A 16,808-nucleotide genomic window follows, 5' to 3' on the forward strand; every position below is an offset into this window, starting at 1 on the left:
ATTATGAGGCACAGATTTTTTTATATCCTCGTATTTGTGGCGCTTTTTGCAAAGGCACAAATACCTGTGCTTGACAATTACAACCAAATTTGGACAACACAAAGTGAAAATTCCTCAGAATCCATGCCCTTGGGTGGCGGAGACATAGGTATGAATGTTTGGGTTGAAAATGGCGATTTGTATTTCTATTTTTCTAGAAGCGGCACTTTTGACGAGCATAATACTTTATTAAAATTGGGTCGCGTAAAAATTGAACTTTTTCCCAATCCGTTTAAAGATAATGAAGGTTTCCATCAAGAATTGGTGCTAAAAGATGGTTACGTTAAAGTGGCCCAAAACGGAACCGAGGTCAAACTTTGGGTTGATGTTTTTTATCCAGTAATTCATGTAGATGTAAAGAATGACTCACCAATTGCAATGAAAGCATCCTACGAAAGTTGGCGTTATAAAAACAGAGTGGTTTTGGGTAGGGCTAATAATGCCAATTCCTATAAATGGGCACCACAAGGTGAAATTATTACTTATCAAGATTCCATCGATTTTGAAAATAATGGCGTTAAATTTTATCATAGTAATAGGGAGCAAACTGTTTTTGATGTTGCCGTTAAACAGCAACAAATGGAATCGGTTAAAGAGGAGATGTTGAATCCATTAAAATACTTAACGTTTGGCGGTTTTATGACTGGTGATAACCTGAAATCTGCTGGAACTTACCAAGGGGTTTATCAGGATACTGATTTTAAAGGCTACAGTTTAGAAAGCGTTAAACCTTCAAAAAAACATAAGCTGAAAGTTAACCTTTATACCAAGCAATCAGATGATTTTAATGATTGGAATCATGGCTTAAATCAAAGTGTATCTGCTTATAAACCAAAAGAAAAAAAGGCCGAGCAGAATACTAAAACATGGTGGGACGACTTTTGGGAAAGAAGTTTTATATATACAAAATCACAAAACGATTCGGTATACCAAATAGGGCAAAATTACCAATTGTTTCGGTATATTTTAGGTTGTAATGCTTATGGTAAATACCCCACAAAATTCAATGGTGGATTGTTTACTGTTGACCCCGTTTACACCAAAGAAGACCATCCATTTACGCCCGATTTTAGGAACTGGGGCGGTGGTACCATGACGCAGCAAAACCAACGTTTGGTATATTTTCCCATGCTAAAAAGTGGCGATTTTGATATGATGCCATCACAATTGGATTATTATTTAACACTTCAAAAAAATGCAGAATTGAGAAGCAAGGTTTATTGGGGCCATGAAGGTTCTGCATTTACGGAGCAACTTGAAAATTTTGGTTTGCCAAACCCTGCGGAATATGAATGGAAACGCCCCAAAGATTACGATCCCGGTATGCAATATAACGCTTGGTTGGAATACCAATGGGACACTGTTTTTGAGTTCTGTAAAATGATGCTGGAATTGAAGGAATATGCCATTATGGATGTTAAAAAATACAATGAGTTCATTTTAAGTTGCCTTCGTTTTTTTGATGAACATTACCAATATTTAGCGCAAAAGAGAGGTAGAAAAATGTTAGATGCCAATGGTCATTTAGTTCTATATCCTGGTTCGGCTGTTGAAACCTATAAAATGGCATACAACGCCAATAGTACGATTTCAGCGCTAAAAGTGATTTCGGAAAAATTGTTGAAGGTGTCTTCAGAAGATTTGTTAGAAGATGATGTTGCTTATTTAAAGGAATTTCAAAAACGCATTCCGCCATTAAATTTCAGGGAAATAGAGCATCAAAAGGTGTTGTCCCCGGCAAAATCATGGGAGCGTATCAACAATACCGAGGCAGCTCAACTGTATCCGGTGTTTCCTTGGGAAATTTATGGATTGGGAAAACCTGATTTAGAAGTGGCTCAAAATACATATTTTTTGGATGAAGATTTACTCAAATTTAGAAGTCACGTTGGTTGGAAACAGGACAATATTATGGCTGCCCGATTAGGGTTAACAGAAGAGGCTTCAAAGTACACGTTGCTAAAAATGGCTAATTCCGGACGAAGATTTCCCGCCTTTTGGGGACCTGGTTTCGATTGGGTTCCAGACCATAATTGGGGAGGCTCCGGCATGATTGGTATGCAAGAAATGTTGTTACAGGAAGCTAATGGAAAAATACTTTTGTTTCCCGCATGGTCAAAAAAATGGGATGTTCATTTCAAGCTTCACGCAAAAAGCAATACAACGGTTGAGGCAAAACTTGAAAACGGGCAAGTTTCTTTTTTAAATGTTTTACCCAAAGAGCGAGAAAAGGACATCATAAATTTGTTGGATTTTAGTAATGAAGAAAAAGTAAAATTGAAGTAAAAGCAAATGATAAAATCTTTTTTAAAATACATATTAATTGGGGTTATTGCCGTATCCAACTTGCAATGCCAAGAAAATAAAGCCGAAAAACAAACGATAAAAGTAGATTTCGATTTTTCAGGAAGACGTTTATCCGAAGTTCATGACCCCTTATATCAATCATGGGTGGTCAATGATGGGAATGAAGCTGAATATTCTTTTGAGGGTGTTTCGGTTAAACTCAAAGGAACATTAAATTCTAAATGGTTTAAGTTAGGCATGAGCGCACCACATTACGGTCAATTAATCGGTGATGGGCTAGTGGTAACTGATAGTTTGGAATTCAAAATAAGCGGATTAAAATCCGGCACACATACACTTTTGACTTTTCACAACACTTTTGATAAAATTGAAGGACATGATTTTCCAGATTATAAAATCTATGTAAATGGAAAACTTTTAAAAACAGTGCACCCTAGTAATAGGGCATTTTCAAAAGTTGAAGCGGGTACGGCTTATCTAAAATTTGATGTTAAGGCAAACAAAGATGTGGTTATTCAGTTTAAAATGGATTTAGGAAAAGAGCAATGGCATAATTCGTTTTTCTACAAGCAATTGGTCATCAACGGATTTGAAATTGATACACCAGATATCAAAAAGCAAGCCAATACGCCGTATCCAGAAAATTCCGATGAACATGTTGCTATTGAAGAAGCGTTCAACCTAAAATGGGATTCACCTCAGGGAACAGCGGCCCATCATCTGTATTTTGGAGAAAACAAAGAAGCTGTAAAAAATGCTGATAAAAATTCTGTTCAGTACAAAGGAAAATTGACTCAAAAATCATTTGAGGTGAACGACCTGTATAGCATGACCACCTATTATTGGCGTGTGGATGCGGAGGATGCAGAGGGAGAAATAACTGAAGGCAATGTTTGGTCGTTTAAGCCAGCGCAATTGGCATTTCCGGGTGCTGAAGGATATGGACGTTTTGCTATTGGAGGTCGTGGCGGAAAAGTAGTTGAAGTTACCAATTTGAATGACGATGGACCAGGAAGTTTGCGTGATGCTGTTACTCAAGATATTGGTCCCAGAACGGTGGTGTTTACTGTTTCTGGCAATATTGAATTAAAATCTAGATTGGTTATTGGTAAGGCATACATTACCGTTGCAGGACAAACAGCTCCCGGAGATGGTATCACAATCACAAGGGCTCCAGTTGGTTTAACAGGAGACGATGGCATTGTGCGGTTTTTGAAGGTTAGAATTGGCTCAGGAACAACATTTGACGGCATGGGGCTAACTGGTGCAAACTTTAGTATTATAGACCATTGCTCGATTAGTTGGACGATTGATGAGTCGTTCAGTTCGCGAGGGGCGCACAATATAACCTTACAGCGTACATTGATTTCCGAAGCACTAAATGTAGCAGGTCATGACAAATACGAAGGTGGAAAAATGCATGGATATGCCGCTACTATTGGGGGCGATGTAGGGAGTTTTCATCATAATTTATTGGCACATAACTATGGCCGTAACTGGAGCATGGGTGGCGGTTTAAATGGTGATGGTTATTATTCTGGTCGATTAGATATTCGAAATAATGTAGTATATAATTGGGGCCACAGAACTACTGATGGTGGCGCGCATGAAGTGAATTTTGTGAACAATTATTACAAGCCAGGTGCGTCAACCGATATTTTCGTGGCACTTACCGCAGATCATGAAGGTGTGGGTAAAGGAAGCCAGCGTTACTTTTTTGAAGGTAATGTGATGCCTGGTTATTTTGATGTTGAAACCCAGGAAAAAGGTAGGCGTTCAAAAATAAAAAACAATGAAATTGTTGACTATGAAACTTTTGTTGAAGCACCATTTTTTGAATCGTTCGTTGAAACACAATCAGCTATTGGTGCCTACAAAAACGTTCTTTCTGATGTAGGCGCAAACCAACCCAAGTTGGACAATCAAGATAAGCGGATTATTGATGAAACGTTAAAAGGAACTTGGTCAAATAAAGGGGGTATAAGTGGTTTGCCAGGTATGATTGATACCGAATTGGATGCTGGGGGTTTTCCTAAATATTCAAATGAAACAAGACCAGAAAATTGGGATACAGACCATGATGGATTGCCCAATTGGTGGGAAGAAATACATGATACTAATATTGATTCCCCAAAAGGTGATTTTTCAGACTCCAACAAAGACGATAATAAAGATGGGTTCACTCAAATGGAGGATTATCTAAATTGGATGGCTCAACCACATTACTTTATTTCTTTCGATGAAACTTTAAAATTCGATATTTCACAATATTTCAAAGGTTATGAAAATAAACCGGTCTATAGTTTTTCGGAAGTAAATAATGGAGAGGTAAAAATAAATGAGGGTAATTTGAAATTTCAACCATCCCAAAAAGGTTTGGCTTCGTTCAATATTAATGTTAAAGACGCCGAAGGTGATGGTATGGCGCGATTGATTAATGTATTAGTAAATTAAAACAGATGAAAAGAAAGATTTTAATAGTAGCAATTGTAATATTCAATGCCATTTCGTTTGCTCAAAATAAAGGGTTAACTGCGAATTTAGAGAGTCCGCATGCCAAACTAAAAAGTTTGGATTTGCAAGATGTTATTTGGACAGGTGGTTTATGGAAGGAACAATTTGATGTTGAAACCCAAAATACTTTGCCATATATGTGGGAACTTTATCATAACGATAGCGTTAGTCACGCCTATGCCAATTTTAAGATAGCCGCAGGTTTGGAAAAGGGCAAACACGCAGGCCCTTCGTTTCATGATGGTGATTTTTACAAAATTATGGAAGGTGTGGCATCAGCCTATGCCGTCACAAAAGACCCAGAATTGGATAAACTCATGGACGAAGCCATTGCTATGTTTGCCAAAGTACAGAGGGCAGATGGCTATATAAATACGCCGGTTTTAATTGAAGAACGTTGGGGTACGTTGGGTCCGGAGGAACTCAAAAAGCAATTGGGATTCGAAAAATATAATATGGGTCATTTAATGACTTCGGCCTGCGTTCACTATCGTGCTACAGGAAAAACCAATTTTTTGGAAGTGGCCAAAGGTGTTGCTGAATTTTTGTATGATTTTTATAAAAAGGCATCACCGGAACTGGCTAGAAATGCTATTTGTCCGTCGCATTATATGGGCATTGTTGAAATGTACCGCACTTTAAAAGACCCACGTTATTTGGAACTCGCTAATAACTTAATTGATATTAGGGGAACCACTAATGATGGTACCGACGACAACCAAGACAGAATTCCATTTAGGAAACAAACTACAGCCATGGGACATGCTGTAAGGGCCAATTATTTATATGCAGGTGTTGCCGATTTGTATGCTGAAACCGGAGAAGAAAAACTCATGGAAAATCTAGAATCCATTTGGGAAGATGTTGTTTACCGTAAAATGTACATAACTGGCGGTTGCGGTGCTTTGTATGATGGTGTTTCTCCTGATGGAACCGTTTACGACCCGTCTTATGTTCAAAAAATACATCAAGCGTATGGGCGTCCATATCAATTGCCAAACGCAACTGCCCATACAGAAACTTGTGCCAATATTGGTAATGTGCTTTGGAACTGGCGCATGTTGCAACTTACAGGAGATGCTAAATATACCGATGTCATGGAATTGGCTTTCTATAATAGTGTTCTGTCCGGAGTGAGTTTGCAAGGCAATGAGTTTTGCTACAACAATCCTTTAAATGTTTCGGACGATTTACCCTTCAAACAACGTTGGGGGCATGAGCGTGAAGGATATATTGCTTGGTCCAATTGCTGCGCGCCCAATGTTACCCGAACGTTAGCTCAGGTAAACAATTATGCTTACAATATTTCTGAAGAAGGTTTGTACGTGAATCTTTATGGAAGTAATCATTTGAAAACTGAAACTTCAAAAGGAGAGAATATTGAAATCGAACAACGAACCAATTATCCGTGGGATGGAAAAATTAATTTAGAAATTACAAAATCGCCAAAAAAAGAATTTTCAATTTTTATGAGAATTCCTGGATGGAGTGAGGGTTCAGAAATAAAAATAAATGGTATGTCTTTCAATAGCAGCATGGTTTCCGGAAGCTATTCAAAATTAACGAGGAAATGGAAAAAAGGTGATGTTATTGAATTGAATGTTCCCATGCCCGTGCAATTGATGCAAGCCAATCCTTTGGTTGAGGAAGCGAAGAACCAAGTGGCCGTAAAACGTGGGCCAATTGTATATTGTTTAGAAACTGCCGACTTGCCTGTAAAAGTTAGTATCAATAATATTTCGTTGGATGTGAATTCTGAATTATCTCCTAAAAAATTCGTCCTCAATGGTAGAGAAGTTATGGGTATAAATGCAAAGGCATTTGTTGAGGAAACCAATTGGGACAAGACATTATACAAACCAATAAGCAAAAACAAAGAACAAATAGACATTCAATTGGTGCCTTATTATACTTGGGGAAATAGAGGCAATGGAGAAATGACCGTTTGGATGCCTTACTAAATTATAAAATTAAAATCATGAAGTTTAAAACTTTAATTGGGGAATTGCCCAAAATTGGAATTCGTCCTGTAATTGATGGCCGTTTGGATGGTGTGCGTGAGTCACTTGAAGATACAACTATGGACATGGCTAAAAACGCTGCCAAATTTTTATCTGAAAACTTAAGACATGCTGATGGTAGCTTTGTAGAATGCGTCATTTCAGATACCTGTATTGGAGGAGTTGCTGAAGCTGCAGCATCTGCCGATAAATTTACCAGAGAAGGTGTTGGCGTGAGTTTAACGGTAACTCCCTGTTGGTGCTACGGTAGTGAAACCATCGATATGGACCCGCTTATTCCAAAAGCCATTTGGGGTTTTAATGGTACTGAGCGCCCAGGAGCTGTTTATTTAGCTGCTGCTTTGGCGGGACATAATCAAAAAGGGCTTCCAGCTTTTGGTATTTATGGTCGTGATGTCCAGGATATTGGGGATACTAGCATTCCAGAAGATGTTCAGGAGAAATTATTGTCGTTCGCAAAAGCGGGATTAGCGGTAGCCACCATGAAAGGTAAATCGTATTTGTCAATGGGTTCAGTATCTATGGGAATTGCGGGTTCTATAATCGATGCTGGTTTCTTTGAAAGCTATTTGGGCATGCGTTGTGAGAACATCGATATGTCTGAATTCATCAGAAGAATAGAACAGGAAATTTACGATAAAGAAGAATACGAGAAGGCATTAGCTTGGGCAAAAGCAAATTGTAAAGAAGGAAAAAATTACAATCCACTAGAAAAAGTAAAATCTAGGAAAGTACTTGACGCTGATTGGGAATTTGTGGTTAAAATGGCACTTATTGGTCGCGATTTAATGATTGGAAACCCCAAGTTAAAGGAATTAGGTTATGCTGAGGAAGCCTTGGGAAGAAATGCCATTTCTGGAGGTTTCCAAGGACAGCGCCAATGGACAGACCATTTCCCTAATGGCGATTTTATGGAAGCTATTTTAACATCATCATTTGATTGGAATGGCATCCGACAGCCTTTTATGTTTGCTACCGAAAATGATAGCTTAAATGGTATTTCCATGCTATTTGGTCATTTGCTGACTGGGGCTGCACAAATATTTAGTGATGTGCGTACCTATTGGAGTCCAGAGTCGGTAAAACGTGTGACTGGGCATACACTAACAGGTGATGCAATTAACGGGTTTATCCACCTCATAAATTCTGGAGCATCAGCCTTAGATGGCACTGGTGAACAAACAATTAACGGAAAACCGGCCATGAAACCCTGGTGGGACATCACTGAAAGCGAAGTGGAAAAATGTTTGGAAAACACCACTTGGGGCCCGGGTATGTTAGAGTATTTTAGGGGCGGGGGATATTCATCAACCTTTAAAACCAAAGGAGGTATGCCTGTAACCATGTGTCGCATCAATATTGTGAGAGGTATTGGGCCAGTATTGCAAATTGCCGAAGGAAAAACCATAGACCTGCCGGAAGATGTTCACAATACATTAAACGAGCGTACAAACCCCACATGGCCAACCACATGGTTTGTGCCTAATTTAACGGGTAGTGGGCCATTTAAGGACGTTTACAGCGTTATGGCTAACTGGGGTGCCAACCATGGAGCCTTCACTTACGGACATATTGGTGCCGATTTAATCACCCTGGCATCCATGTTGCGCATTCCGGTAAATATGCACAATGTTTCAGAAGATAAAATTTTCCGTCCAAGTGCATGGGCGTCATTTGGCATGGATAAAGAATCTTCCGATTATCGAGCATGCGCCACGTATAAAGCACTTTATAGGTAAATATATTCTGAATGTTACCCTGCTAACAGGCAAGGTCAAGCTTTAATCTTCAGCACAAAAAAAAGAGGTTTCAATTTTCATTGAGGCTTCTTTTTCATTCTATAATTGAACAATGTTAATCTTTAGGTTTCATCCAAGAAGCCGCTAAAAAACCCACCAAGAAAATAGTGATAGTACCAAAAACAATAGTTAAATAGGTATGGAACGATGCACCAATACTGTCTGGACCAAAAATCCGTTCAGAGAGCGTTAACCAGAGAATTACTAAAATACCGGCCAACATACCAATAATGGCGCCATTTGCATTTTTTCCTTTTGTGAAAATTCCCAAAAGGAACAAACCGAGCATCCCACCACTAAAAATAGACGACAATTTCCACCAGGCATCCAAAGCACTTTTTACGTTTATCATGGCGATGGCAATGGCAATACCAATGATGCTGATAATTATTGATGAAATATAAAGCACTTGCATCCTCTTTTTTTCAGAGGCATTTTTTTTAAAATACTTGTTGTAGTAGTCGGTTAAAAACACGGTTGCAGAACTATTAAAGCTGGTTGAAATCGTGCTCATTCCCGCTGCAAAAATTGAAGCAATCAACAATCCCGTTATTCCAGCGGGGAGTGCATTTACAATAAAATATGGAAAAACTCGGTCGGCTTTACTTATATCTTGCAAGGCTTTAGGAAGTAATTCGGCCGAATTGTAATACGCAAAAAGCGACGTGCCTATAAAAAGAAACAAAGCCGAAATGGGTAAATAAATTAAACCGCCTACTAAAGCAGAACGTTGTGCTTCCTTATCCGATTTTAAAACCATATAGCGCTGAACATAATTTTGGTCTATTCCAAAGTTTTGAAGATTGATAAAAACGCCATAAATCAAAACCACCCAAAAAGTTGGCTCAGATAAATTCAAATCAAAACTTCCAAGACTAAATTTGTTATGCTCAGCAGCAATATTAAATATTTGCGACGGACCTTCGGGCATACTAAAAAACATAAAGGCAATGCAAACCAATGCCCCAACAATTAAAATAATACCCTGTATAGCATCTGTCCAGAGCACGGCGCTAATACCACCAAGCATGGAATAGGCGGCAACTATTAAACCAGTAAAAACAATTATGGTGGCAATATTCCACCCCGTTATGGCATTTAGTGTAAGTGCAAGCAAATACAATATGGTGCCAATGCGCATAAGTTGCGTTAACAAATAGCACACCGAAACATAAATTCGTGCCCAAGGACCAAAACGCTGTTCCATAAACGTATATGCTGACGGACTATTGATTTTTCTATACAATGGCACAAAGTATTTTACTGCAATTAATGTGGCAATAGGTAGCGATAAGCTAAAAACCAAGGCATTCCAGTTACTTTGATAGGCATTACCGGGAAGTGCCAAATAGCTAATACTGCTCACAAAAGTTGCAAAAATAGACATGGTAACCACCCAACTTGGTATATCGTTGTTTCCTAGAGTATAAGAAGAAGATGTTTTGTTTTTTTTAAAGAAAGAACCGCCAAATAAAGCAATACCCGCTATGTAAATAAAAAATACAATGATGTCTATTGTGTTCATTGGTAAATGTCATTTAGTTAGTAGGTGTAAGTATTACTGGTTTTGGAACCGAAGTGGTATTTAGCTCCATTTCAATTAGAGCACTTTTTCTATTTTAGCTTTAATGTTTTGAATATTTAGCATTACAGCATTCATTTCTTTCTCATCAAATTTTTGAAACGGTGGAGCGATATGAGCATTTATAATGCCCAATGCAGAGAGTCCAGCTTTCATACCTTTTAAATAGCTAGAGCCAAAGGAACCTAAATTGTAAATTTTAGTTGATATTTCCATCACCAAATCTTGCAGTGAATTTATGCGGTCAAAATCTCTTGCAATAGCTGCTTTGTACAATGCAACATAAAGTTTCGGGAACATATTGGCCCCACCATTAACACCGCCATGTCCGCCCATTAAAATTGTCTGGGCGGTTACTTCTTCTGGACCAACCAAAAGGGTAAAATCCTTATGCTTAAGCAAATGACATAGTTTTTCAAAATAGACAATATTAGCAGAGCTATCTTTTAAGCCAATGATATTTGGATGTTCAGATAGCTTTAAAGCAGTATCTATTTCTATGTTTATTTTGGTGTGTGATGGCATATTATAGAGGAAAAGTGGCAAAGATAGCTGGTCGGCCAAATTCCAGTAATATTTAAAGAGTTCAATTTGCCCCAATCCGTAATAAAAAGGAGGGGCTGCAACAACGGCCGAGGCCCCAGCTTTTTTGGCAATAGAGGCAAGATTTAAACTTTCCTCTATGGAAGTATCAGATATGCCAACAAATAAAGGAACCCTACCATTTACGGTTTTGGAACTTTCATAAATAAGCTTCTCTCTAGTTTTGTAGCTCAAGCTAGTTGCTTCGCCAGTTGTACCAAGAATAAAAAGACCATGCACACCACCCGCAATTATGTGGTTAGTTAAGTTGTCAACTCCTTTTACATCCAATGAAAGATTGTCAGCCAATAATGGGGTAACCATTGGTGGAATAATTCCGTTTACCATATAAGTTTTATTTAGTAATGAATTTAGATACAGGCTTAAGCTATAAACATTAAAAATGACCATTTCATTCTTAAATGAAATTGGCGATTTTTTCTTAAACAATGGTTTATAAAATTGTCCTATTGTCAAAGTTCATTAAATAAACAAAAAGGTGTTTATAAAATTGGTCGGCGTCCAAAAATTACATAGAAGATTTATTAATTTAATGATATTAGCCCTATATTAACTATCTTTAAATGATGGTTGATTCCGTCAAACTAAATTATAATTAAACTAAACAAATAAGTATGAAAAAAGCAATTTCAAATGCTTTCATTTTACTGCTTTTTACTCTCATGAGTCTTTCTGGCTTTTCCCAAGCCACTAGCGGTAAAAAAGTTGTTACAGGTACTGTTTTAGATAATGCACAAATTCCATTACCAGGAGTTACGGTTCTTGAAAAAGGAACAAATAATGGTGCGGTTACTGACTTTGATGGTGCTTACAGTATTAATGTAACGTCAAAAAGTACCATTGTGTTTTCTTATGTGGGTATGAAAACCCAAGAAAAGGTTGTTGGTGAACTGACAACAATCAACATTACACTACAAGAAGATACCCAATCACTCAATGAAGTCGTAGTTGTTGGTTATGGAGCCCAAAAAAGAGAAGCTGTAACCGGTGCTGTAGAGTCTATCAAAGGATCAGATATTGAAGATTTGCCGGTAGGAAATTTAGCTTCGGCGCTTGTAGGTCGTGTTCTCGGGGTAAGTGTTTCTGGTGGAGAGTCTAGACCGGGGGCTCCAGCTCAAATCACTATACGTAACCCTGTAACAGGTACTAATATTAGAGCAAAAGATAGAACATCTGGTGAACCTCTTTATGTAATTGATGGTGTGGTTCAAATTGACCCTAATACAGGTCTGAGCGATTCAACAATTTTCAACAATTTAGATGCTTCTGAGGTTGAAAGCATCTCATTTTTAAAAGATGCCTCTGCTGCTATATATGGTTCTAGGGCAGCACAAGGTGTGGTTTTAGTTACTACTAAGAGAGGAAAAAAAGGACCAGCTAAATTTTCATATTCTGGAAATTTTTCGGTCGCGGATGAAACTTTTCGTCATAAAATGCTCAATGCTTATGATTTTGCAAGGGTAATTAATATTATGAACGGTCCTAATGGAGCAGGTCAAACGTATGATCCAACAGATCCAGCACCAAATACCGAATATTTTTTCTCACCAGCAGAATTAGAATTCTTTAAAACAAATTCCAACAATGCATTAGATGATTATTGGTCTTCGGCCGGTACCCAAAGACACAACCTTAATGTCTCGGGAGGTTCTGAAGATGCGACTTATTTTGGAGGTATTTCTTACTACACACAAGATGGTAATTTAGGAACCTTAAACTATGATAGATGGTCTTTTAGGGCAGGTTCTGGTATAAATTTGGCTAAAGGGTTTAAAGCTGATTTTCAGGTTTCTGGATATTTTACCGATGAAAGCAAAACAACCAGTAAAATAGGTAGTGAGAATGTGGAAAATGACTTTAGGCAACTTCAAAACAGAGCACCTTTTTTACCTATGTATATTAATGGATTACCTACGTTACAAATAGGGGCAAGTGGTAATGATGCTTTGGCCGGTTTTCATTATGGAGAAATACAAAGGTTACAAAACTTGGCTGAGAGTACTGATAATAACGTAGCCGTTAATTTAAATCTTGAGTATGAAGTGCCATTCATTAAAGGCCTAAAACTAAAAGGTAATTATGCCCGTCAAGCTGGAAGTGGAAGGGGAAGTCAATTGGGAAGCAGGTTCAATCTTTACGAGTTTTTTGGTGCTGATCAGCTAACTACCCCAGGACAAACTTACATTTTATATGAAAGTGGTTCAGGCCCATTGGGAACAAATACCATAAGACAAACAACCGAAATAGTTAATGGAGATAGGCTTCTCATCGATAATTTTACGAGTGGTAATGAACAATTACGCTTTCAAACTACTTTTGAGCGAGATTTTGGTAAGCACGGCATAACGGCTTTATTTGCTATAGAAAGGTCTGAAAGATTTCAACATCAAGAACGTGTTATTAAATTCGGTGTACCTGAATATGCTGATGGCATGATCTGGCAAACCACAGGTAATTTTGATGCTGAAAACACATACAATTGGCGTTATGAATCAGGTGATTTAGGCTATATTGGAAGATTGAACTATAATTATGATGGCAAATATTATGCAGAATTTCTTTTTAGAAGCGATGCATCTGCCAAATTCGCCCCAGAAAATTATTGGGGTAATTTCTACTCTTTTTCAGGAGGTTGGATTATTTCGAAAGAGTCATTTTTTAAATCAAACACAATCGATTTTTTAAAGTTTAGGGGGTCTGTTGGGTTTGTAGGTAAAGATGATACACGAGCTTGGGAATGGCGACAAAACTTCAGTACTGAAATTGATGGAGGTAGTGTTTTTGGAGGAAATTCTTCCGTCTCTGCTGGGTTATCCCCCGATAGAGTAGCAAATCCAGATGTTCGCTGGAGTAGGGAACTCAAGACCAATTTTGGTTTTGAGGCAAGGTTTTTGGACAATAGATTATCTACTAGTGCAGAAACTTTTTACAATATTGGAAAGGATCTTTTAATCAATTTAAATTCTGGCGTTCCTTTCACGGCTGGTGGCGCCGCCGCTTCTTCAAACTCGGGTAGAGCGGATACATGGGGAACGGAAATTTCCATTGGTTGGAGTGATACTGTTGGAGAAGACTTCACTTACGCGGCAACTTTTAACATAGGATGGTACAATAACAATATTATTGAAGGTAATTTTACCAATGAAATGAACTGGAGACCTTGGGAAACCAATAAACCAGGACCTTCAGATATAGGTACTTGGGGCTACGACTATTTAGGAATGTTCAGGTCACAGGAAGATATTGATAATTATATTGCTGAAACAGGGATAACATCAATTTTAGGCGTGTCGGCTAGTAATTTGAAACCAGGAATGTTGTATTACAGGGATGTGCGAGGTGATTGGGATCCAGAAACCAGAACTTTTGGTCCTAAAGATGGTATAGTAAATGAAAATGATCAAATTCAATTAAGAAAGCGTGCAAAAGGGCCTCAAGGTTTTGCTACGGCAATCAGGTTAGGGTACAAAGGGCTAAGTCTAAATACAGTATTAAGTGTTGGTTGGGGTGGTTACAGAGAGGTTGGAAGAGCCAAATCAACCTTAGATGCGGATAAAATAACTGCAAACTATCAAAATAGGCCAGCTTTCTGGGCGGACATGTACGATCCAGTTTTAAATCCGTCTGGAACAATACCTAATCTTTCGTCAAGAAATAAGAGTATAAACACGGTTATGTCTCAATTTTGGGAAGTGAGCAACTTCAGTATGGTCATGAGGAATATAAACTTAAGTTATACACTGCCTAAGTCCTTGACTGAAAAAGTTGGTGTTAGAAGCTTTAGATTGAATTTGGTGGCTATGAATCCATTCATTTTATTTAATCCTTATAAAGATTATGATCTTTCACCTTATAATTCATATGATACATATCCTGTGCTTAGAACCTATTCTTTGGGTGTAAATGTTGGGTTTTAAATTAAAAAAAATATAGCATGAAAAATATAAAACTAAATAAGCTAATTATACTTTTAACCATTGTTTTTTTGAGCAGTTGTAGTACTGATTTTATTGAGGAAAAGAAAAATTACCAAAAAGTAGATGTTGAAATTTATCAATACGAATCTTTGGCGATAAGTTATGTTGATTATCTATATAATTTAATGTTGCCATCCGGAAGTGTAAATATGGCTTCGTGGTCAAAAGCTGCTGTTGATAATTCTGATGTTCCAGGAAGTGGTAACTCAACTATTTTTGCTAAAGCTACTGACGAAGTAATTGGTGAAGTTGATATTAATAGGGAATGGGCGGAAATATCACCTTTAAATGACCACTGTATAAAGTCTTTAGGGGCTCCTGTAAGAACCAATCCTTCAAATAGCTCATATACACGTATTAGATATTGTAACTTATATATCAATAATGTTGCTAAATATTCTGAGCTCGATAAGGATTTTGAAAATCAAATATTAGGTCAATTGTATTTTTGGCGAGCCTATCAATATTTTGATTTAGTGAGACTTTATGGAGGAATTCCAATTGTTCTGGAAGAGCAGCCACTAACGGCAGATGATCCCATAAACCAAACACCACGGAGTTCGGCGGCAGAAGTTATTGATCAAATTGTTTCAGATTTGGAAATGTCCCAATCCTTGCTAGAAAATGCAAGGCCATATACAGCCGAAGATGCTGGTAGAATTACAGCTGCTGCTGCTGCTGCTTTAAAAGGCCGTGTACTTTTAACTTGGGCAAGCCCGCTGTTTAATAGGAGTGACGACCAAGCCAGATGGCAGAGGGCTTATGATGCAAATTTAGATGCATATAATGTTTGTTTAGCTAATGGCAAAGGGCTCGATCCAGACTGGAAAAATATGTGGTTCAACGACAATGGTATGGAATCTGTTTTCGCTTTTGGGTTTAATAACTATGCAGCTAATTCTGGGGAAATTCAGAAAAACAATTATACTGAATATCAAACTAGATCTATTCCACAAGGGGGAAATGCAGGTTTAGTTCCAACCAAAAATGTAATGGATGCTTTCCCTATGGCAGATGGAACACCTTATGATCCGAATGGTAATTTGAATCATTTTTATAGAAATAGAGATCCACGTTTTTATTACACTTTTGCGTATAATGGAAGTATTTGGCCATATAAAGAAAGTCCAAATTATAAGAATTGGACTTACTATTGGTTTCCATTAGCCCCAAATCCACAGGGACCTAAAATTGCAACAAACACTCCCTTTCATGTAACAGGTATTTATTTAAGAAAGTTCACCAATGATGTCTCAACTCAAACTAATTCATATAGGAATAATGGTGATGATTACATGGAAATCCGTTTTGCCGAAGTTGTATTAAACTTGGCTGAATCTTCTATTGGAATTAATAATTTGGGCGATGCGAAGGGCTATATAGGTGAGGTTCGAGAAAGAGCAGGAATACAAAACTTAGATGGTCAGTATGGTTTATCTAGCTTAAGTACAAGAGACCAGCTTTTTGCTGCAGTCATAAATGAAAGAAAAGTAGAGTTTGCATATGAAAATAAACGTTTCTTTGATTTAAGGCGCTGGATGCTCTTTAATGACGATTTTGGAACTTGTACCAGGTTAAACCAGACCCCCTTAGAAGGATCTAGAAGACAAGGCTATTATACTTTTGCAAAATCTGATGCTTCCAACTATTATGTAGGAATTCCTGATCCGTTTAAAGGTGCAAGTGCTCCAGTGATAAATAGGGATGCAACAACTTATCCCAGCGGCGTAACAACCTACTCGGAATATGTAGATTACCTGTATGATAATCATTTTGAAGTGGTTGTTAGAGATGAAGGTATTGAAGTACCATCAGACTTTACGTTTAATTGGTATAACGAATATTATTTCTTTGGTATATATCAAAATTTACTGGATACGGCACCATATTTGCAACAAACACAAGGTTGGGGCGGTTCGTTCGTTCCTTATAACTAATAACAAACATCAATATTAAATTACCTGTG

General features: G+C 37.7%; 8 protein-coding genes. 6 read left to right on the top strand and 2 right to left on the bottom strand.

What is annotated here, in order from left to right:
- Window positions 1-3 precede the first annotated feature (3 nt).
- The 4 genes from ACB104_RS13285 to ACB104_RS13300 are packed head-to-tail and all read left to right on the top strand — an operon-like array spanning window position 4 to window position 8,620.
- A complete protein-coding gene (locus ACB104_RS13285) occupies window positions 4-2,325 on the top strand; it encodes a DUF5703 domain-containing protein (protein WP_370479477.1) in 2,322 nt (773 codons plus the stop codon).
- A gap of 6 nt (window positions 2,326-2,331) precedes the next feature.
- Complete coding sequence (locus ACB104_RS13290) at window positions 2,332-4,800, top strand: pectate lyase family protein (protein WP_370479479.1); 2,469 nt, start codon at window positions 2,332-2,334, stop codon at window positions 4,798-4,800.
- A gap of 5 nt (window positions 4,801-4,805) precedes the next feature.
- Window positions 4,806-6,821 carry an aceric acid hydrolase gene (locus ACB104_RS13295; RefSeq protein ID WP_370479480.1) on the top strand — a complete coding sequence of 672 codons (2,016 nt, stop codon included), beginning with the start codon at window positions 4,806-4,808 and terminating at the stop codon, window positions 6,819-6,821.
- A 17-nt stretch (window positions 6,822-6,838) separates the two neighbouring features.
- Complete coding sequence (locus tag ACB104_RS13300; protein ID WP_370479482.1) at window positions 6,839-8,620, top strand: L-fucose isomerase; 1,782 nt, start codon at window positions 6,839-6,841, stop codon at window positions 8,618-8,620.
- A gap of 115 nt (window positions 8,621-8,735) precedes the next feature.
- On the opposite strand, the gene ACB104_RS13305 is transcribed toward ACB104_RS13300, so the two are convergent.
- Both ACB104_RS13305 and ACB104_RS13310 read right to left on the bottom strand, forming a co-directional pair.
- Window positions 8,736-10,205, bottom strand: coding sequence for a sodium:solute symporter family protein (locus ACB104_RS13305; RefSeq protein WP_370479484.1), 1,470 nt, complete (start codon window positions 10,203-10,205; stop codon window positions 8,736-8,738).
- A 75-nt stretch (window positions 10,206-10,280) separates the two neighbouring features.
- The gene (locus tag ACB104_RS13310; RefSeq protein ID WP_370479485.1) at window positions 10,281-11,192 is read right to left on the bottom strand and encodes a dihydrodipicolinate synthase family protein; all 912 of its coding nucleotides are present in this window, start codon (window positions 11,190-11,192) and stop codon (window positions 10,281-10,283) included.
- 287 nt (window positions 11,193-11,479) lie between these two features.
- Between ACB104_RS13310 and ACB104_RS13315 the strand changes: the two genes are divergently transcribed.
- Window positions 11,480-14,782: a SusC/RagA family TonB-linked outer membrane protein gene (locus ACB104_RS13315; RefSeq protein WP_370479487.1), complete on the top strand. Its 3,303-nt coding sequence runs from the start codon at window positions 11,480-11,482 to the stop codon at window positions 14,780-14,782.
- Window positions 14,783-14,799: 17 nt separating this feature from the next.
- The gene (locus ACB104_RS13320; RefSeq protein WP_370479489.1) at window positions 14,800-16,779 is read left to right on the top strand and encodes a RagB/SusD family nutrient uptake outer membrane protein; all 1,980 of its coding nucleotides are present in this window, start codon (window positions 14,800-14,802) and stop codon (window positions 16,777-16,779) included.
- Window positions 16,780-16,808: the final 29 nt, after the last annotated feature.

The sequence above is a fragment of the Tamlana flava genome (assembly GCF_041287255.1).
Classification (GTDB): domain Bacteria; phylum Bacteroidota; class Bacteroidia; order Flavobacteriales; family Flavobacteriaceae; genus Tamlana; species Tamlana flava.

Bases quoted from the DNA above. Each gene is read 5' to 3' on its own strand.
- ACB104_RS13305 (WP_370479484.1), bottom strand. From the start codon at position 10,205: ATGAACACAATAGACATCATTGTATTTTTTATTTACATAGCGGGTATT.
- ACB104_RS13285 (WP_370479477.1), top strand. From the start codon at position 4: ATGAGGCACAGATTTTTTTATATCCTCGTATTTGTGGCGCTTTTTGCA.
- ACB104_RS13310 (WP_370479485.1), bottom strand. From the start codon at position 11,192: ATGGTAAACGGAATTATTCCACCAATGGTTACCCCATTATTGGCTGAC.
- ACB104_RS13295 (WP_370479480.1), top strand. From the start codon at position 4,806: ATGAAAAGAAAGATTTTAATAGTAGCAATTGTAATATTCAATGCCATT.
- ACB104_RS13320 (WP_370479489.1), top strand. From the start codon at position 14,800: ATGAAAAATATAAAACTAAATAAGCTAATTATACTTTTAACCATTGTT.
- ACB104_RS13315 (WP_370479487.1), top strand. From the start codon at position 11,480: ATGAAAAAAGCAATTTCAAATGCTTTCATTTTACTGCTTTTTACTCTC.
- ACB104_RS13300 (WP_370479482.1), top strand. From the start codon at position 6,839: ATGAAGTTTAAAACTTTAATTGGGGAATTGCCCAAAATTGGAATTCGT.
- ACB104_RS13290 (WP_370479479.1), top strand. From the start codon at position 2,332: ATGATAAAATCTTTTTTAAAATACATATTAATTGGGGTTATTGCCGTA.